Origin of the sequence: Candidatus Vondammii sp. HM_W22, assembly GCF_022530855.2 — a bacterium.
Taxonomy (GTDB): Bacteria; Pseudomonadota; Gammaproteobacteria; order Chromatiales; family Chromatiaceae; genus Vondammii.
Genome location: NZ_CP099567.1, coordinates 1488603 through 1507457 on the forward strand (window position 1 = coordinate 1488603; position 18855 = coordinate 1507457).

The 18855-nt window shown below is 51.1% G+C and carries 18 protein-coding genes and 4 pseudogenes; 6 read left to right on the top strand and 16 right to left on the bottom strand.

Translation table 11 applies throughout. The annotated features are described in order from the left end of the window. Positions 1–10 precede the first annotated feature (10 nt). Positions 11–274, top strand: a complete 264-nt coding sequence (locus MN084_RS08330; protein WP_241087284.1) for a transposase — start codon at positions 11–13, stop codon at positions 272–274. A gap of 29 nt (positions 275–303) precedes the next feature. Here MN084_RS08330 and MN084_RS08335 read toward each other — a convergent pair. From MN084_RS08335 to MN084_RS08350, 4 genes and pseudogenes are all read right to left on the bottom strand, one after another. Next, positions 304–633: pseudogene (locus MN084_RS08335) on the bottom strand (IS30 family transposase); the annotation flags it as partial. Positions 634–668: 35 nt separating this feature from the next. Beyond that, the gene (locus tag MN084_RS08340) at positions 669–857 is read right to left on the bottom strand and encodes a transposase (RefSeq protein WP_241087283.1); all 189 of its coding nucleotides are present in this window, start codon (positions 855–857) and stop codon (positions 669–671) included. Further along, the gene (locus MN084_RS08345) at positions 829–1185 is read right to left on the bottom strand and encodes a DDE-type integrase/transposase/recombinase (RefSeq protein ID WP_330178536.1); all 357 of its coding nucleotides are present in this window, start codon (positions 1183–1185) and stop codon (positions 829–831) included. The genes MN084_RS08340 and MN084_RS08345 overlap by 29 nt, the downstream gene beginning before the upstream one ends. Continuing rightward, positions 1183–1850, bottom strand: a pseudogene (locus MN084_RS08350) (IS256 family transposase); the annotation flags it as partial. The pseudogene MN084_RS08350 and the gene MN084_RS08345, both read right to left, overlap by 3 nt. A gap of 77 nt (positions 1851–1927) precedes the next feature. On the opposite strand from MN084_RS08350, the pseudogene MN084_RS08355 reads away from it, so the two are divergent. Further along, positions 1928–2109 (top strand): annotated as a pseudogene (locus tag MN084_RS08355) (IS5/IS1182 family transposase); the annotation flags it as partial. Between the two features lie 58 nt (positions 2110–2167). Then, positions 2168–2776 carry a molybdenum cofactor guanylyltransferase MobA gene (gene mobA / locus MN084_RS08360; protein WP_241087282.1) on the top strand — a complete coding sequence of 203 codons (609 nt, stop codon included), beginning with the start codon at positions 2168–2170 and terminating at the stop codon, positions 2774–2776. A 112-nt stretch (positions 2777–2888) separates the two neighbouring features. Here the strand turns inward: mobA and MN084_RS08365 are convergent. Both MN084_RS08365 and hrpB read right to left on the bottom strand, forming a co-directional pair. Continuing rightward, a pseudogene (locus tag MN084_RS08365) lies at positions 2889–3071 on the bottom strand (IS256 family transposase); the annotation flags it as partial. A gap of 197 nt (positions 3072–3268) precedes the next feature. Further along, entirely contained in the window at positions 3269–5779 is a 2511-nt protein-coding gene (gene hrpB, locus MN084_RS08370; RefSeq protein ID WP_241087281.1) for an ATP-dependent helicase HrpB, read from the bottom strand. A 164-nt stretch (positions 5780–5943) separates the two neighbouring features. Between hrpB and MN084_RS08375 the strand changes: the two genes are divergently transcribed. Then, a complete protein-coding gene (locus MN084_RS08375) occupies positions 5944–6432 on the top strand; it encodes a YbaK/EbsC family protein (protein WP_241087280.1) in 489 nt (162 codons plus the stop codon). Positions 6433–6655: 223 nt separating this feature from the next. Here the strand turns inward: MN084_RS08375 and MN084_RS08380 are convergent, their stop codons facing one another. The 5 genes from MN084_RS08380 to MN084_RS08400 form a co-directional block, all read right to left on the bottom strand. Beyond that, positions 6656–7987: an ATP-binding protein gene (locus MN084_RS08380; RefSeq protein ID WP_241087279.1), complete on the bottom strand. Its 1332-nt coding sequence runs from the start codon at positions 7985–7987 to the stop codon at positions 6656–6658. Beyond that, positions 7971–8180, bottom strand: coding sequence for a hypothetical protein (locus MN084_RS08385; RefSeq protein ID WP_241087278.1), 210 nt, complete (start codon positions 8178–8180; stop codon positions 7971–7973). The genes MN084_RS08380 and MN084_RS08385 overlap by 17 nt, the downstream gene beginning before the upstream one ends. A gap of 61 nt (positions 8181–8241) precedes the next feature. Continuing rightward, the gene (locus MN084_RS08390) at positions 8242–8370 is read right to left on the bottom strand and encodes a hypothetical protein (RefSeq protein WP_277400513.1); all 129 of its coding nucleotides are present in this window, start codon (positions 8368–8370) and stop codon (positions 8242–8244) included. Then, on the bottom strand, positions 8367–8564 hold the full coding sequence (locus tag MN084_RS08395; protein ID WP_241087277.1) for a nodulation protein E: 198 nt from the start codon (positions 8562–8564) through the stop codon (positions 8367–8369). The genes MN084_RS08390 and MN084_RS08395 overlap by 4 nt, the downstream gene beginning before the upstream one ends. Before the next feature lie 150 nt (positions 8565–8714). Next, a complete protein-coding gene (locus MN084_RS08400) occupies positions 8715–10475 on the bottom strand; it encodes a ribonuclease catalytic domain-containing protein (protein WP_320416479.1) in 1761 nt (586 codons plus the stop codon). A gap of 501 nt (positions 10476–10976) precedes the next feature. On the opposite strand from MN084_RS08400, the gene ygfZ reads away from it, so the two are divergent. Next, the gene (gene ygfZ / locus MN084_RS08405; RefSeq protein ID WP_241087275.1) at positions 10977–12008 is read left to right on the top strand and encodes a CAF17-like 4Fe-4S cluster assembly/insertion protein YgfZ; all 1032 of its coding nucleotides are present in this window, start codon (positions 10977–10979) and stop codon (positions 12006–12008) included. A gap of 217 nt (positions 12009–12225) precedes the next feature. Further along, positions 12226–12555 carry an HDOD domain-containing protein gene (locus MN084_RS08410; protein WP_241087396.1) on the top strand — a complete coding sequence of 110 codons (330 nt, stop codon included), beginning with the start codon at positions 12226–12228 and terminating at the stop codon, positions 12553–12555. Positions 12556–12784: 229 nt separating this feature from the next. Here the strand turns inward: MN084_RS08410 and MN084_RS08415 are convergent, their stop codons facing one another. From MN084_RS08415 to accA, 5 genes are all read right to left on the bottom strand, one after another. Then, positions 12785–13462, bottom strand: coding sequence for an OmpA family protein (locus MN084_RS08415; RefSeq protein ID WP_241087395.1), 678 nt, complete (start codon positions 13460–13462; stop codon positions 12785–12787). Positions 13463–13571: 109 nt separating this feature from the next. Further along, a complete protein-coding gene (gene lysS / locus MN084_RS08420; protein WP_241087274.1) occupies positions 13572–15068 on the bottom strand; it encodes a lysine--tRNA ligase in 1497 nt (498 codons plus the stop codon). Between the two features lie 82 nt (positions 15069–15150). Next, a protein-coding gene (gene prfB, locus MN084_RS08425; protein WP_241087273.1) for a peptide chain release factor 2 occupies positions 15151–16249 on the bottom strand; the annotation gives its coding sequence in 2 pieces (ribosomal slippage) (positions 15151–16173 and positions 16175–16249; 1098 coding nt in all). A gap of 144 nt (positions 16250–16393) precedes the next feature. Further along, the gene (tilS, locus tag MN084_RS08430) at positions 16394–17740 is read right to left on the bottom strand and encodes a tRNA lysidine(34) synthetase TilS (protein ID WP_330178475.1); all 1347 of its coding nucleotides are present in this window, start codon (positions 17738–17740) and stop codon (positions 16394–16396) included. After that, a complete protein-coding gene (gene accA, locus MN084_RS08435) occupies positions 17721–18677 on the bottom strand; it encodes an acetyl-CoA carboxylase carboxyl transferase subunit alpha (RefSeq protein ID WP_241087271.1) in 957 nt (318 codons plus the stop codon). Before accA ends, tilS begins: the two co-directional genes overlap by 20 nt. Positions 18678–18855: the final 178 nt, after the last annotated feature.

Consider the following 18855-nt stretch of genomic DNA (forward strand, 5'->3'; position numbering starts at 1 on the left):
GAGAACCAGGATGAAGAAGGGACATTTTTTGGATGAGCAGATCGTGGCTGTACTGCGCGATGTAGAGGCAACAACGGCCGTAGCGGCAGCACGCAAACACGGCGTATCGGAGCAGTCGATCTACCGTTGGCGCAACAAGTATGCCGGGATGGAAGTTTCAGATGTGCGGGAGCTAAAGCGAGTCAAGGATGAGAACATGCGGCTCAAAAAGCTGCTAGCAGAACGTGACCTGGAAGTAGAGGTCATGAAGGAGATACAAGCAAAAAAGTGGTGAGCCCCCACGCAAAGCGCGCCATTGTAGATTCAAGGGGTTGATGCAACACCGTCATTTAGTTTATCTGCAGGAGTGGCGAAGTCCAATGTTTTTCTCGGTCGTTGATTGAGTTTTTTCGCCACGCGATCTAAGTGTGCCTGAGAGTAAATCAGCAAGTCTGTTTTCTTCGGAAAGTACTGCCTCAATAGCCGATTTGTATTTTCATTGGCCCCTCTTTGCCATGGATTTTGTGGGTCACAAAAGTAGACTTTTGCATCTGTCGCCATAGTAAATTTCTTGTGACCGGCAAGCTCCATCCCCCTATCCCAAGTTAATGACTGTACCAGCTTGTCTGGAAGTTTTTTAACCTGTTTCGTGAGTGTGAAATGCCCCCATTCTATGGCCACTTGGCTTGTTAGGTTCTCCGCATTTCACGTAATCCAAAATACACCATCTCTGGCGTGACGTAGTGTTGTGAACTGTGGGGTCGCCGCTCATTATATCGGCAACGCCACTGTTCAATAACAACTCTGGCTTCGGTCAGGCTACCAAATATCTCTGCATTTAAACACTCCTTAGCGGAAAATGCCGTTGAAGCTTTCATTGCTGCCATTTTGCCAGGGTTTTCCCGGTTCAATATTGGCTAGCTTAATATCATGCTTTTCCAGTTCCTCGCGCAGTACGAGGGCCAACAGCTCAGCTCCGTTGTCGCTGCGAATGGCTCGGGGAATTCCGTAGCGAATGATTAATTCACGTAGCACCGCTTTCACGTGTTGACTCTGTAGGTATCGACCAGTTTTGATTGCCAGACAATAACCGGTTGCTTCGTCCTTGACCGTCAAGCACCGCAGAGGCTCTGCGTCATGATAGCGGTCATGTACGAAATCCCATGCCCACACATCATTCCGTCGTAGCGCCAATCCCTCCAGCACGCCGCGATTCTGGAGCTCTGTGAGTACATTGAGCCAGAACTTGGCACCCTCATTCTCTGACAGCCAGAGCCCCAACAATTCCTTGTGGCCCTCCATGTTCACGCCCAGTGCCAGATAAATTGCCTTATTGATCACTTTCTTGTCTTGCCGGATTTTTACGACAATACAATCCAGGTAAATAATGGGATAGACCGCATCCAGTGGCCTAGATAGCCATTCAATCACTTGTTCAATAACAGCGTCAGTCACTTTGGAAATCAAGGTGGCGGAGACATCAGCACCGTACATTTCTTTAACGGTCGTGACGATTTCTCGTGTTGTCATGCCCTGGGCATACAAGAAAATAATCTTGTCGTCCATGGAAGTAAATCGACGCTGGTGTTTTTTAACGAGCTTGGGCTCGAAACTCCCAGCTCTGTCGCGTGGTGTATCGAGCTCGAACTGGCCAGCTTCCGTTCAGTTAGTCTTACTGGCATGCCGTTGCGGTTATTGTCAGCTTCGGACTGCTCGTGCCTTTCAAAGCCAAGATGATCATCTAACTCAGCGTTCAGTGCCGCTTCGACCGTAATCTTGGTTGGCATCTGCTGGGAGTCTTTGAGGTCGTCTTCCGTCTTGATATTTTTAGCTGCCGCATGAGTGATCGCCTGTAGTTCTTTCTTGTTCATAGTGCCTATCCTCACCCACGCTTGGGTTTAATGATAGACAGTTACACAGAATTCAGGACACCCTTGATATAAGTGTTGTTATTTCACCAAAGAAGAATAGAAAAGAGCAGCGAGAATATGACAAGCATCTGTACTAAATTAGTACATTTGGTTGAGAATGTGTTTCTACATCTCCAACGCTGGCGTGGTATAAAACACCCGTTCATTTATTACCGCTGTCCAAATTAGGTGTATGATGCTTCGGGCTAGTACCTTATGACGACACTATCTAGGACAGCCCCAAAATCATTTAAAATATTCAGCTTCAGGAGAAAGACTTGGCATACGATAGAACATTGATTACCGGCGTCATTCTCGCAGGAGGACAGGCAACGCGTATGGGGGGTAATGACAAAGGATTGAGCCTGCTAGCAGGCAAGCCAATGATTGAGTATGTCATCGCAGATATATCTCCCCAGGTCGGCAACCTCCTGATTAATGCCAACCGCAGTGATGCAGTTTATCGGCAATATGGCTTCCCTGTTATTCATGACCTGAGGGCCAATTTTGCCGGACCCCTAGCAGGTATTGCCGCTGCCATGATGCACACCTCGTCCGAATTACTGCTTACAACCCCCTGCGACTCGCCCTGTTTGCCGAAGGACTTGGCTGAAAGACTCTTCCAGCAGTTGACCGTCACAGATGCAGACGTCTGTGTCGCTCATGATGGTAACCAACTGCAACCGATATTCGGCCTTTTCCATCAGCGGTTGATGCCTGGGATACAACAGTTTCTCGATTCAGGCGACCGGAAACTAAAACTTTGGTTACAGAAACAGAAACTGGCTATCACCGATTTCTCCGATTGCCCGGATGCTTTCACCAACGTCAACACCCAGGCCGAACGGGAGTGCCTTGAACAGCAACTGGCCGATAGCTCGGGATAAGATATTCTGTAACGCAGAGGGCCCAGAAAACCGTAGAGAACACAGAGGTTTTTCTATTGGATTGAGACTGTTCAGAATATTGTGTCAACGTAAAAGCACTCAATCCATATCATCACAGATCAAGTGCGCGATCAAGCCTGCCTTCGAAGAAGATAGCCAGTTGAGACAAGGTCAGGTTCCAGTTGTGAATGGGCATCGTCCATTTCTTACTGGCGTTCTGAATGCCAAGGTATAAAAATTTGAGCAGGCTATTGTCATTCGGAAAACAGCCCTTGATTTTTGTCAGTTTCCGGAATTAGTGAATTGCGTCCAACCATAACAAAGGGATAATGCGAATCCAGTGGATGCTGTTGCTAGGCTTTTACGGTATCGATTATTTTGTCGGTTATCGCACTGACTGCTGCGGTAATGAGATGAAAATAAAAATACTCTGTGTTCTCTGCGTTCCTTCTTTATAGAGTTACCAAACAGCGCCTCAAAGGTAAACAGTTATCATCGGGGCCTAACCCTGGCGGTAGGCTGTGCCGTAAACGGGTCATCCGGCCAATAGTGCTTGGGGTAACGTCCCTTCAGCTCTTTTTTCACCTCGGTATAGGTTCGTTGCCAGAACCCTTTCAGATCCTGGGTAACCTGGATCGGTCTCTGGGCAGGTGAAAGGATATGCAGAACGACCTTGATTTCACCGTGACATACAGTTGGTGTATCCTCCAGACCGAACAGCTCCTGCAGCCTGACCGCCAGTACCGGTGCTTCGCCCGGCCTGTATTCCAGGCGTTTACGGGAACCACTGGGTACCTGAATATGAGTTGGAACCAACCGGTCCATTGACCGTTGCTGGTTCCATTGCAACCGGCTCTGCAAAATCGTCAGCATATTGAGCTGTTTCAGATGAGCCTTGCGTGAAATGCCATTCAACCATGAGCTCAGCCAACCCTGCAGGTTTTCCAGTAACGACTGATCAGAAAGATCCGGCCATTCTGAATCCGGTTGCCACTGCAGCAGTGAACAGAGTCTGGCCTGCCACTCCCTCGCCTCGCGACTCCAGGGAAGAGTATCCAGACCAGAGAGGCGAATACCCTCCAGCATTGCCTTCAGAACATCATCAGGATCAGATGAATCATTGGGAGCACTTGAGAGTAACAGTGCCCCCAGGCGCTCCTCTCTCCTCGCAAGGACAGCGGAACTCCCCTTATCCCATGCTGCTACCCTGTCGTGCAGAATAATATGCCGCCGTTGAGTCTCTCTGATCTCCTGAAAATCAATAGTCGATGCCAGAAATGCCCTCCCTTCGCGCTTTCCGGCATCCAGCAGAGGCACCACCAAAAAGGGGCAACCACCCAACACATCACCATCAGGCAATCGCACGGCACGGCCGCTTGAAAGCAGATATTCCGAATTATCCCCCCCCTTCCATTTGGCGATACGGTCAGGATAAGCCAGCGACATCAGACCGCCTGAAGAGAGTGCCGGCAAATCGTTTTTTTCAACTTTTATCTGTTTACGCCACTGCCCCCCAGCCCGGTTCAGTTGGGCACAAGCCAGAGGGTCAGCGCCAGCCGCAGCAACTGCGCCATTACCTTTCCGTCGCCATAGCTGAAGAAGCTGTAGCCGGTCATCGACATCGACAGAGGTAGCTTCTCCCCTTCTGCGCCGAATAATATCCCGCTCGGAGATAAGCCCGGCAAGATCAGCCGCCAGTTCCAACTGCCCTCTTGCCGCTGCCTGGAGCAGCATATGGGCAAGACGCGGGTGAAGTGACAGAGCCGCCATCCCCTGACCTGCCGATGTTATCCTTCCCTTCTCATCCAACCCGTCAAGTGCTTGCAACAATGACCTTGCCTGAGCGAAGGCACCTGCCGGCGGGTTGTCCATCCACTTCAACTGCTCCGAATTTTCGACACCCCACTGCGCCAGATCCAATACTAGTGGCACGAGATCGGCATCCAGAATTTCCGGTGGGTGGTAGGCCGTTAGTCTAGCCTGTGTCTGCTCACTCCAAAGACGGTAACAGACACCAGGACCAAGACGCCCTGCCCGCCCCGCTCGTTGATCTGCAGAGGCGAGAGATACCCGCACGGTTTCTAACCGGGTCAGTCCGCTATTGGGATTAAATCGAGGAACACGTGACCAGCCACTGTCGATCACTGTCTGAATACCCTCGATTGTCAGGCTGGTCTCTGCAATCGAGGTAGCCAGCACCACTCTTCGCTTCCCCCCCTGATGAGGACGAATCGCACTATCCTGTTCCTCTCTACTCAAATCACCATAGAGTGGATAGAGGCCCACTCCTTCTCCCAACTGATCCAGCAGTAACTGCTCTGTGCGTCTGATCTCACCGGTGCCGGGGAGAAACACCAGAATATCCCCTTGAGTTTTTCCCAGGGCTCGCCGGACACCATTAGCGGCTGTTTCAGGAATATTTTTTTCCGGATCCCGCTCCAGGTAATGATGGGTTACCGGCCAGGGTCGCCCACCACCCGTTATCACTTGGGCACCGCCCAGTAACTCAGAAACTGCTGAAGTATCCAGGGTAGCTGACATGATCAACAGTTTCAGGTCATCCCGCAGACCCGACATGATATCCAGAGTAAGCGCCAGAGCCAGATCCGCATGAATACTGCGTTCGTGAAACTCATCAAAGATAACCAACCCGACGCCATCCAGTTCCGGGTCACGCTGAAGCCTGCGGGTAAGGATTCCCTCGGTTACCACTTCGATGCGGTTTTTTGAGGAGACACAGCTATCAAACCTGACTCTGTAGCCCACGCGGGCTCCAACTCTCTCACCCAGCAGATCAGCCATTCGGGCAGCGGCAGCCCTGGCCGCCAGCCGCCTGGGCTCTAGCATCAGAATATCGCCTTCGAACCAGGATTGTTTCAGAAGTTCCAGCGGTACTATTGTCGTCTTACCCGATCCTGGTGGTGCGGCCAACACAGCGCCGTTCGAACACTGCAATGCGGAGCAGAGTTCAGCCAGAACATCATGGATGGGTAGTCTTTTCATTATCCGGTATCCGTTAAGAGATTATCGAAAAGGAACACAGAGGATGCTCTCGTCAAGCGTACAGGGATCCATTCACAGCATCTCTTGGAAATAGTATCTCCGTATCAGCCACCGCACGAACTTATTAAAAATTACCTATAAGCGCATTTGAATTACCCTATCTCATGGCCAAACATAAAACACCCGTCACCCAGGCAATACGGCTTCTCCGAAAAGAGGGAGTAGCCTTTGTGAGTCACCCTTACCACTACGTGAAAGAAGGCGGTACTGAACAATTCGCCGAAGAGATGGCGGTAGACAAGCATCAGGTCATCAAAACCCTGATCATGGAGGATGAGGAAAAAATGCCTCTGATTGTGTTAATGCATGGTGACTGCGAAGTCTCCACCAAATCACTCGCTCGACAGATCGGTGTCAAACCGATCCAGCCCTACGACCCCAAAGTGGCAGATCATCACTCGGGTTATCAGGTTGGTGGCACCTTGCCTTTTGGTACCCTCAAGAAGATGCCGGTCCACTGTGAAGAGAACATCCTAAAGCAGGAAAAAATATACATAAACTGCGGAAAACGAGGCTATATCATCTCAATGAATCCCAGTGAACTGGTTCGGGTGCTCCTGCTCCAACCAACACTCATTTCCGCTGCTCAATAGCTAAGTACTTCTTCAAGTTAAGTTCTCATAAATCCATGCAGAAACTTACGAAAGAGTATGGCAACTCCGACGGCAGGGACGCCGCCTTCAAGCTTACAGGGATGTATTCACAGCGCCTCTTGGAAGTGGACTCTCCATACCCTCCCCTCCCCCAAGGCTGCGTAAAAATCGGCAGAACATACATGCCTGTACGAGGTTCAAGCATGTTACGGTTCAAAAGTTATTACGCACTCAAAACATCATTTTCACGTGTACACGCAAATGACCGGCCAAACGGCTGCTCATCTGGAAACTCATGAGCCACGATCCAGACTTGGGAGAGCTCGTCACTCAGGTCAGGCAATACCTTAAGCGCACTGCGTGTACGTTCCTGATCAAAGAAGGCAAACGGCTCATCCAGGAAGATAAACTGCCGGCCACCCTGGATACTGTTCACCAACTCCTGTGCCAGAGCCAGCCGCACCGCCAACATGATCTGACGCTGAGTACCACTGGATATCTCTTCCAGATCCATGAAATCCCGTTTCTCGTTTGAGAAGACTCTGACCGAGAGGTCATCTTCGATCTGCAGATGTTGATAGCGGTTTCCGGTGAACATCGGCAATGTTCTTCCCACCAGATCCCGCAGATCCCGGTTGAAATGCTGGGACAGATGGCGACTGGCGCCTTCCAGAAGTTCCAGTGAAAGTTCACGCAGATGAATACGCCGTTGATGATCCTTGATCCGCTGCTCTAAACCACTCCGGACTTGATTCAGTTGCTCGGATTTACCAAACCGTTCTTTCTCATTCCAGATCGACTGGTCCAACACAACCGCCTGATGCTGGCGCTGCTGTAGTTCACGCCGCATCCAGGCCAGCTCCCTGCCGACTGAGCCTCGCACCTCTTCAGGAGACCCTTCAGAGGCTACAATTCGGCTGCAGATACCTTGGATCTCCGCGTCACTGGGGCGGCTTTCGATATCGAGTTCCATCTTCGGCAGCTCACTATCCGTCTCAGTGTCGATAGGCACTTCCATTTCAGACGTTGTTTTCTCCTCCACCTCAGGCACCTTCTGATGCAAGGCACCCAGATGCTGGGCCAGTGCGGCCGAATTCTCCTGAAGTTTACTGATCACGGCACCCCGGGTTGCCACCCTGACCCATAGCAGAAGAGAAAGAACAGCAAATGCAGCCGCACCATACAGCAGCCAGGGCAGATACTGTTCACCCCATTGAGGAATCTGCTCAGCAAGCAGCTGTTGAAGTACCTGGGAATATTCGTGATCCGGCATGCGGGTCATAAGCCTCCAGGCCGATGCCAGGGCGACAGCAAAAAGGAATGAGAAAAAACGCAGGAACTTTGCCCGGCCCCTAGCTCCCTTGGCAGCAGCAATTTTGGCTATGCTATCCTGATAAGCGGTAGATGCAGCCTCCAGCACCTCGATTTCAGATTGCAGCGCAGATTCAGCCAGTTTGCTTCTATCCTCCTCCATTGAAGAAAGCATCCCTTCCTGGATATTCAGATCATTCAGTTCCTGAACGATCCCGGAAATCTCCTCACCGGAGCTCTCCACAGCCTCCTGTCACAAAGTGCGTTATCGACTGCACGATACCGCAGGTGATGGGTTGATCCTCTTCACCAATCAGATTCAGCCTTACGCCGTGGTTACCGTCACGATCAAGAAAACGGGCAATTTCATAATGGGCATCCGCTTCTGCCCGGAATCTTAAATTGACGGAGCACCTTGTCTCACCCCAGAAAATCAATTTCTCCGATTTATCCACGTCAATGGAAAAAGTGCGCCCAAACAGGGCAAAACAGATAGTCTCACCTATAGTACTCTATCCCGGACTCATTGTGACCTTCAATCGAGATAACACCGGCCGCTGGCAGATCGTTGATCTCAAGTTCTCTGTATTTGAGAAAATTCTGCGCTGAAATATCGGTAATAATCATGCGGATCTCTCGTCTTCCAACGCCTTCAGCTTGAACAGTGTCATCTCCATCGCTTCGCGATATGACGCTTCATCAAATACCTCTTCAGAATTTCTGCGGAGCTCAAACTCCGCCTCGCAATAGGTCGAAAGATCTTCGCTTGGCCCATAAAACTCTGAGGTGCTAAGGAGCTTAGCCTGACACTCTCTGGACATATCGGATGCTCCAACACCAGCTTGTGGTTATTCTTCGCGTCAAACAGTATAGGGAGCGGGCCTGAAAAATGCGAGGAACAGGCCATCTCTTTTACTTCCCAGACAAACTCCCAACAATCCTGTGAAGAGAGCTGTAGAGAATATGGCGATTCAGCCAACCACCCTGAACCAGACAGTCAAGTCAGGCAGGTCGATTTCTCTCACCGCCACTGATATTTCCGTGTCCAGCGGCAACGCCTCGCGCAACCGAATCCTCGTCTCCAGTGCCAGCTCAGGAATAATCACCTTGGCACGATTATCCACCATCTCGACCACCACACCCTTACCCCGCCAATGAGGATTTCGCATCAGATAGATCAGTTTCCAATGGGTATTGGAGAAACGCTCTACCCGGCGTACGGCACCCGTGACTGCCCCCGAGGCACCAATTCGTTCAGAAATCAGCTCCAGGGGCATCACCTCATTTCCCAGCAGATGAGCCCGCAGTTGCTGATGAGTAATCAGGTCCAGATAGCGCCGAAGCGGACTAGTGACCCGGGTATAAAGGGCCAGCCCCAAGCCAGAATGAGGCTCCTCCAGAGTCTTTAATTTGGAAGGTTTCAACCGTCTGCGATAAGCAAAATTTGCTGCCATGCCCTCTGGAGAAGATGGATTTTCCGGTGCCGGCTGAGTTGCGAACGGGATAGTGATTTCATGCTTCAGCGCATAGCGCGCCACCGCCTCTCCGGCCATCAGCATGGCGTCCGTCACCATCTGCCGGCTTTCCAGGCGATTCAGCGGTTTGATCAGAATATTCTCTTCTTTAACCCGGACACTCACCTCAGGCAGATTGATGTTTGACGCCCCGGCAGCCATCCGTCGTTGATTAAAACGGTCGCAAAGCGCCTTCAAATCTGCAAACGGTTTCTCATCAAGAGCGTTATCGATTTCATCATAGGTATGTCGCGATACCTTTATTTTGGTGAGCGCAATATGGATATCGGTTAATTCTGCATCTTCATCCAGTCTGAAACCGATAGAAAGAGCCGGCGATAGAGCCTGAAGGCCAAGCCCCAGCCGCTCGGTGATTTCCGGCGGCAACATATGGACGACCTTTTCAGGCAGATAGAGATTGGCTCCCCGTCCCCTTGCCTCCAGATCAATAGCTGAATCCACTGCGACAAGAGAGGCCACATCGGCAACATGCACCCAGATCCGGCCACCATCCAGGCTTATAGCATCATCCGGGTCTTCACTCCCCTCATCATCAATGGCATATGCAGCCAAATGGGTCAGATCCAGCCGCTCCTCTTCCGGACTGCCCGGTATCTGAATATCCGGGTTATTTATCGGTAAATCCTGGCGTTGGGGATAAGGGTTGTACCACTCAGGCCAATAACCGACTCCCGTCAGCATCCTGTTGGCATTCACCGGATTCTCCTGATGACCCAAGGTATGGAGTATCCGGCTGGTCTCACTCTGACCCAGCGCCAGCCGCTCCACCTCCAGCAGACGCTCATGATCTTCCTGCTCCAGCTGCTTGCTCTTCAACCGACCGATAAATTCAGACCAGGAATGCTCTGCAGCAATTTTAGCCTCGCGCGCTTCACGGTCAGTTGCAATCTGATCCTCGCTGCGCACCAAGATTTTTTCCGGAGAACCCTCAAAATAGAGCCCTTCGATCACCAGGCCCCAGGCAGCCCAGGCGGTAATGGGGGTAAACTCCCCATACACCAGCTCCGCCAACTCTTCGATATCGGTTTCACCGCCGCTCAGCAACTCCCAGGCCTCATCGATATCACCATGGGCATCCACCAGATCAGACAGTTTATGGAGCGGGCCTGGATGGAGAATTGTGATATCTTTCGGCCTTACCCGCTTGCTTTTGCCCCCCTCCAGCTCAATATCAATCTTGTCGCTAACTTGTTGCACAAGTGCGGGGCGAATTTTATACAGTGCAAGACTGCCGGGCACTGGTCGATACTCTGGCATTGAGGCCTCATCAGATAGGCTGAGATCATCGGGAATTACCCGTACAAGCCCAGTGGCATAAAGAATAGGACGCTATGATAACCTTGTTATTGGGAAGTTGCAGTAGTGGAGGGTTGGTTAATGTATGTGCGGTGCCGGTTTAAAATTAAGGAACACAGAGAGCCGCGGAGATCGCAAAAAAATCCATTATTTTTCAATGCGTAATCTTTTATACTCTGGATTTTCTGCGCTATCTTATGTGTCTGTGAGTACTGCTACTGAACAGAAACTGGTTTAGATATCAGGCAGTTATGAATGAATGTCTCAAGGTGGAATTGTAAACATCCAATAACACCGAAACGGCAACCGAAGAAACAAAAAAACGCTGTGATCTCCGCGGTTCTTTGCGTTCCTTTTTTTGATAATAATCCGACAATCAGGTAAATAAAGATGAGGGACTACATGAGTAGCCAGTGGAAGACCTTTTTAGAAACCCAGTCAGCCCATTTTGATGAGAGCGGGGAGGTCCGGTTCAATCAGGACAAAGCGTTTCCTGAATGCGCCCTGTTCGACCTGATGCATCTCACTCTGATAACAGTCTCTGGAGATGATGCGAAGAACTTCCTGCAGGGCCAGTTTACCAATGACATTCGTAATGTCACTCACAACCATAGCCAGCTGAGCAGTCTCTGCACCCCCAAGGGACGCATGCTCAGCAACTTCCGGGTACTGATGAGAGATGAGGATTATCTACTGCAGATTCCGCAAGATACCCACCAGGCCGTCATGAAACGCCTCCCCATGTTTGTGCTGATGTCAAAAGTCACCATTACCGACAACAGCGATGAGCTGGTCAGAATCGGGCTTGCCGGCACCTGCGCTGACTCCCTGCTCAGCAGGCGGTTCCCATCGCTACCGAAAACCACCGGAGAGGTCGCCCGGCATGATGGCTATACCCTGCTTAGATTACCTGGAGCCACCCCCCGGTTTGAGATCATTGGTGAAGCCGACGATATCATCAGCCTATGGCAGCAACTGGCTAAAGAGGCCCCCCCCTCTGGGGCTGAACATTGGTCACTGCTCGATATTCAGGCAGGCATACCCGCCATTTATAAAGAGACAGTTGAGGCCTTTGTACCTCAAATGACCAACATGCACCTTATTGATGGCATCAGTTTCACCAAGGGCTGCTATACCGGCCAGGAAGTGGTTGCCCGGATGAAATACCTGGGTAAATTGAAACGTCGCATGTACCTTGCTCATACAGATAGCGGAAAACGTCCCATTCCGGGAGATAAACTCTTCTCATCCGACAGCACTTCAGGACAAGGCGCGGGAAAAGTTGTCGATGCCCGCCCATCTCCGGATGGTGGCTATGAACTGCTGGCAGTCATGGAGATCAGCGGCTATGAGAGTGATAGCATGCACCTTGAGAGCAGCAGCGGTCCAAAGCTGAAGCTTAAATCACTCCCCTACTCTTTCGACGAAGAGTGATCTGTGGTGATATCAAACATTTAGAAAATGTCATATAAAATCTCAAGTTCCAGGGCAATGTGCCGATATACATCTATGATGTAAACTTGACCAGCCTGAGCTAGCCCAATGAAAATAAAAAACGGAACCATGTATAAGCGAACTCGAATTCCTGGAAGAGCTGCTGATAGCAATAAGCGAAAAAAGGATCTCGCTCCCAACACTGCCCGAGGTTGCCATCAGGGTAAAGGATGCGGTTGAACAAAAGAGCTCCTCGGCACACGAGATTGCAGATATGGTTGATACTGATGCCGCGCTCTCAACCCGATTGCTCCAGGTTGCCAACAGCCCTCTCTACCGTGGGCGCATGCCCATTAAGAGTATCCAGATGGCGGTTCCCACTGGTGCGCAGCCTGATTGCCAGCCTAGCGATAAAACAGATCTTTCAGGGCACTTGATGTTCTGGATTCACGCCTGCGTACTATCTGGGAGAAGAGCGTCGAGACCGCCGCCATCAGCCGGGACTGTCCCAGAGCACGCCATGATAACCGGTCTGATCACAGTATAGGCAGCCTGAATGGCGGCCCAAAAGCAGATTATGTGGACGTTGTAATGGTAGCCAGACTCTAGTCGATAACAGATGAACAGCTACAGGAGATGGAGATCAACTGGAGTAACATACTCCCTCCATAAACTGGGGGTGGGGGGGTGGAGCCTGAAATGGAGATTGTCAATGTTGAAGGTATCGCTGAAAATCTCGAAGAGGTTCAGTCGATATTATTCTGATATCTACCGTATCAGACTCCCCCCTGACTTCTTATTCTACGCGGCGGCATTATCTCGATTTCAACACGTCTGTTCCGGCTGCGTCCGCTGCTTGTAGCATTGCTGGCGACTGGCATCGTCTCACCATAGCCCATGGCATAGATCCGGCGGGGATCAACCCTGGGCCGTCTTCCAAGGTAACTGGCAACGGATTCCGCCCGATGCTCAGAGAGCCTTTGATTGAATTTTTCACCGCCGCTGCTGTCAGTGTGCCCTGCGACTCTGGTATCGGATTCGTTAAACTCTTTCAGTACTAGCCCTACAGAATCAAGCACTTCGTAGAAGCTGGATTTGATCGATGTACTACCTGTATCGAATGTAATATTCCCCGACATGTTCAAAGTAATTCTGTCGCCATTTCGGGTAACGCTGACGCCACTCCCTTCCAGAGTGCGGCGCAGATTGGCTTCTTGCTGATCCATATAATAACCAATGCCACCACCAGCTCCAGCTCCAAGGGCGGCACCTATGACTGCGCCTTTCCCTCTATCGCCCTTATTGGCCAGAGCCCCGGCAATGCCACCCACAACCGCACCAATACCAACGCCCTTTACCGTATTGGAGGTTTTCTCATCCCGGGTATAGGGGACGATCGTGGTACAGCCGATAGTCATGCTAGTCAACAGGACCACCAGTGCTAATTTCTGCATTCTCACAGGACTTCTCCTTTACTATTCTTTTGAACTGAATATCAGTTCAAGCCACAACAGATCAACCCTTAATAGAAAGGCAGGGATGCACAGATTGTGATTGAATCCGCTATTCAGGACGCATATGGGGAAACAGAAGCACATCGCGAATCGACGGGGCATCGGTAAACAGCATCACCAGCCGGTCTATCCCTATGCCTTCACCCGCCGTAGGTGGCAGTCCATGTTCCAGGGCACGAATGTAATCTGCATCAAAATGCATCGCTTCATTATCTCCCACCTCTTTCTCTTCCACCTGCTTGCGGAAACGGTTAGCCTGATCTTCGGCGTCATTCAACTCCGAGAAACCATTGGCAATTTCACGCCCGCCAACAAAAAATTCAAACCGATCGGTGACAAAGGGGTTTTCATTATTGCGCCGCGCCAGAGGCGAAACCTCGGTCGGGTATTCCGTAATGAAGGTTGGAGCCATCAAACGATGTTCAACTATCTTCTCAAAGATCTCTATCTGAATCTTTCCCAGGCCATAACTATCCTTCAGTGGAATCTCCAGCCGTTCGGCAACGGCCCGCGCTTTCTCCAAGTCACCCAGCTCCTGTTCAGTGATATCTGCATTGAAGTGAAGAATCGAGCCTTTGACGGACATTCGGGTAAAAGGTTTGCCGAAATCATACTCATCGCCCTGATACTGGACCTTGGTCGAACCGACAACCTTCTCTGCCAGCGAGCGCAGCATATCCTCGGTCAGATTCATCAGGTCGTTGTAGTCCGCATAGGCTTCATAGAACTCAAGCATGGTGAATTCGGGATTATGCCGGGTCGATAACCCTTCATTCCGAAAGTTACGGTTAATTTCGTAGACCCGCTCAAAACCGCCTACCACCAGACGCTTCAGATAGAGCTCAGGCGCAATACGCAGGAATAGTTGCATATCCAGGGCATTGTGATGGGTAAGGAAAGGTCTGGCTGTCGCACCGCCGGGAATCGCCTGCATCATGGGTGTCTCAACTTCCAGGAAATTGCGACCGTTGAGATAGCTACGGATAAACTGAATCGTGCAGGTACGAACTTTAAACGTCTCCCGGGATGCCTCGTTCATAATCAGATCAAGGTAGCGTTGACGATACCGCTGCTCCTGATCAATAAGGCCGTGAAACTTCTCCGGCAGCGGGCGCAGTGACTTGGTCAGCAACCGGATCTCGTCACAACGGATGGAGAGTTCACCGGTTTTGGTTTTAAACAGCTCACCTTCCGCCCCGATAATATCGCCAATATCCAGCTCTTTCTTGAACTGCTGATTATAGACACCTTCAGGCAGTCCATCGCGCTGCACAAAGAGCTGTATCCGGCCAGACATATCCTGCACATGGGCGAAACTCGCTTTACCCATGATGCGCCGGCTCATCAGGCGTCCGGCCACTTTGACCCGTACTCCCAGGGACTCCAGCTCTTCCGCCGCCTTTTCGCCATACTCTGCGTGAAGCTCTCCCGCCACCACATTACGCCGGAAATCGTTAGGGAATGCGATACCCCGTTCACGGATCTGCGCAAGCTTTTCACGTCTCTGGGCTATTAGTTTGTTTTCGTCCTGGATCTGTTCAGTCATTGTTCAACTCATATGTCGTTTATTTAGCCGGCAGAGATGGAATTTCCCCACCCACACCAGTGGGCCTAGATTCCCTGGTTATTTACAACCCGCTTTTCAGACTCGCTTCAATAAAGAGGTTCAACCCACCATCCAGCACTGCCTGGGTATTTCCTGTCTCAACCCCAGTCCGCAAGTCCTTAATCCTCGACTGATCGAGAACATAAGAACGTATCTGGCTGCCCCATCCGATATCTGACTTTGAATCCTCCAGTGTCTGCTGTTCCGCGTTACGTTTCTGCATCTCCAGCTCATAAAGTTTCGCCTTGAGTTGCTTCATCGCCTGAGCTTTGTTCTTGTGCTGGGAGCGGTCATTCTGGCACTGGGTCACAGTGCCGGTGGGAACATGGGTAATACGTACCGCTGACTCGGTCCTGTTGACATGCTGTCCACCAGCCCCACTGGCCCGGTAGACATCGATTCGCAAATCAGCCGGATTGATATCAATCTCAATCGAATCGTCAATTTCAGGGGCTACGAATACTGAGGCAAAAGAGGTATGACGCCGGTTACCTGAATCAAAGGGCGATTTTCGCACCAGCCGGTGTACCCCTATCTCGGTGCGCAACCAGCCAAACGCATACTCGCCCTCAAACCGGATGGTGGCAGATTTGATTCCAGCCACTTCGCCCGATGAGGCCTCCATCAATTCTGTTTTGAAGCCCTGATGCTCGCCCCAGCGCAGATACATACGCAACAGCATTTCGGCCCAATCCTGGGCTTCTGTGCCACCGGAACCCGCCTGGATATCCAAAAATGCGTTGCTAGCGTCCATCTCGCCGGAGAACATGCGCCGAAATTCCAGGTCGGCAATCCGCTTTTCAAAAACAGCCAGATCAGCAGCAACCGCATCGACACTCTCTTCGTCGCCCTCCTCAACCGCCATCTCCAGCAGATCTCCGGCATCCACAAGGCTGTTGTTCATTTCATCCAGAGTGAAAACGATAAGTTCCAGCGAGGCCCGCTCTTTGCCAAGGGCCTGAGCCCGCTCTGGATCGTTCCATACTTCAGGGTCTTCCAGTTCCCGCAGAACCTCTGTCAGGCGCTCCTGCTTTTCATCATAGTCAAAGATACCCCCTCAAGGATTCTGATCGGCCTTGTAATTCACTGATTTTATTAGTAATCGAATTGAGATCTTGCATGACATACCTCGTACGAATCGGAGGGCGAATATTACACCAGATTCGCTATTGACGGAAACCTGACTTAACATCCGGGTTTGGTGATTTATGGTGGTGTACTTACAACTTAAATCCACCACATCAATAATCCCAAAAATAACCGGGTTAATATTTATATTCCCATAATAAACACAGACCCGGCTGACCCAGAAATGGTGCGGTAACACAGATGTCGGCCACTGCTGCCAGTTCACCATTGATAAAAAGCAACGGTAGCCGAGAGCGTCTCCAGGGGGGAATGGCGTTCTGCTGATAAAAATTCTTGAAGGTTATGGAATGGAGGTGGCCGATCCGGAGGCGTTCCCCACTATGCTGGAACCGAACCTCAACAGATTTCCCCTCAATCAGATCAGAGGCAATACCCACCGTATCCCGCTCAAACTTGAGTTGGCCCAGGCCAGAAGGGAGTGTCAGGGGAGCGTTTAAATCCCATGCCAAAACCACTGCAGAATCCAATTCAGGCAAAGGCGACATCAGATAGAGGCAATCGCGATAACGCCGAACCTCGGTCCCTAGCCAACTCACCACAGGATTACGATCTGCTCTCGCAGTCACAACCTCATCAAAAATACGATTCAAACGCACTGTATCAGGCAGCGGAAAGCCGACTTCTCTGATCCAGAATCTTAAAACGGCCCGAGCCCGGGCAGGTGTCAGCTCACGCAGTCCAAGGATAGAGAGTGTATCAGGCTCAACCCCCAGTAACCCTTTCAACTCCTCCCTGGCCAGTTCATCGATCAGAGATTGACTCTCTCCAAGGTGCTGGGCACTTCGTGAAAGCGTGCGGCCCATAGATGGCCAGCGTTCCTCTATTAATGGAATGATCTGGTGTCTCAGATAGTTGCGATCATATGAAAGGTCATTATTGCTCTTATCCTCTATCCATGTGAGCTGGTGCTCTGCACCATAAAGCGACAGCGCCTTCCGGCTGAGGCCAAGCAGCGGCCTAGCGTGAAATCCTTTACCAAAACCGGCCTCAGCAGGCATCGCTGCCAATCCGGCTGGCCCTGCACCGCGAAGCAACTGTAGCAGAAGCGTTTCGGCCTGATCATCCTGATGGTGGGCAGTCAGCAGGATATCATCCTCTGCCATCAGGGATTCAATAGCCTGATACCTTGCACGGCGCGCCTGGGCCTCCAAACTCTCGCCCTTTTCAGGTTTCAGATGAAGCTCAATGACTTGCAGCGAGATATCGAGAGATTGGCAGATAGCGGCACAGTGAACAGCCCAATCACCCGACTCCGCTTGCAGGCCATGATCGACATAGACGGCATGAACCTCAGCGGAAAGTTTGCCACGTAGTGCGAACAATCCGTGCAGCAGAACATGAGAATCCAGCCCACCACTGTAGGCCACCCAATAGCGGGATGTTTTTGGGAGCCCGGCAAGAGCTCCCAGGAGTCTAGAGAGAACGAAAGGCTTTTCGCTCACATCAGCTGGCGAATTCACCATAATTCATCAGCCGTTGGTAGCGTTCTTCCAGCAGTTTATCCATCGGGATAGTTTCAAGATGATCCAGAGTCTCTACCAGGGCGTGTTTCAGGTTGCGGACAACCGCAGCTGCATCCCGATGGGCACCGCCCAGTGGTTCAGGCACGATAGTGTCGATCAGTTTCAGCTCTTTCAAACGACTTGAGGTAATACCCATGGCCTCGGCGGCCAGCGAGGCTTTTTCGGCGCTCTTCCAGAGAATGGAAGCACAGCCCTCCGGTGAAATAACTGAGTAAGTGCCATACTCCAGCATCATCACCCGATCACCGACGCCAATGGCCAGCGCGCCACCTGACCCACCTTCGCCAATGACCGTGCAGATAATCGGTGTCTTCAACCCGGACATCACCAGCAGATTGCGTGCAATCGCCTCACTCTGGCCACGCTCTTCGGCGCCGATACCAGGATAAGCCCCTGGTGTATCGATAAAAGTAAGAATTGGCAGTTTGAACCGCTCGGCGGTCTCCATCAGCCTTAGCGCCTTACGGTAGCCTTCCGGACGGGGCATACCAAAATTACGGTGAATCTTCTCTTTTGTGTCCCGGCCTTTTTGCTGACCGATGATCATCATCGGACGCCCATCCAAACGGGCCACACCGCCGATAATGGCATGGTCATCAGCATATGCCCTGTCTCCATGCATCTCCTGAAAATCATCAAATATAGCATCGATGTAGTTCAGCATATACGGGCGCAGCGGGTGACGCGCCAGTTGCGAAATCTGCCAGGGTTTCAGGTTGGAAAATATCGATTCAGTGAGAGAGCGGCACTTACTTTCTAGGCGGGCAATCTCGTCCTGGATGTTGATCTCGTCATCATCACCGACCAAACGAAGCTCTTCGACCTTCGCCTCAAGCTCAGCAATAGGTTGTTCAAATTCAAGAAAATTAAGATCCATACGCGGAATATACCGGATTCGACGTCGATATAACAGGCTGGATGATTAGATAACGCACCTCAGTGGAGCCTCTGAGGCTGGTTAGTTTCTTCAGAAAAGGAATGCAGAGATCGCAGAGGCTTTTGTTGTACTTGATTATCGCAATTTCGCGGGAGAGTAGCTGCCCGTGACATATTCT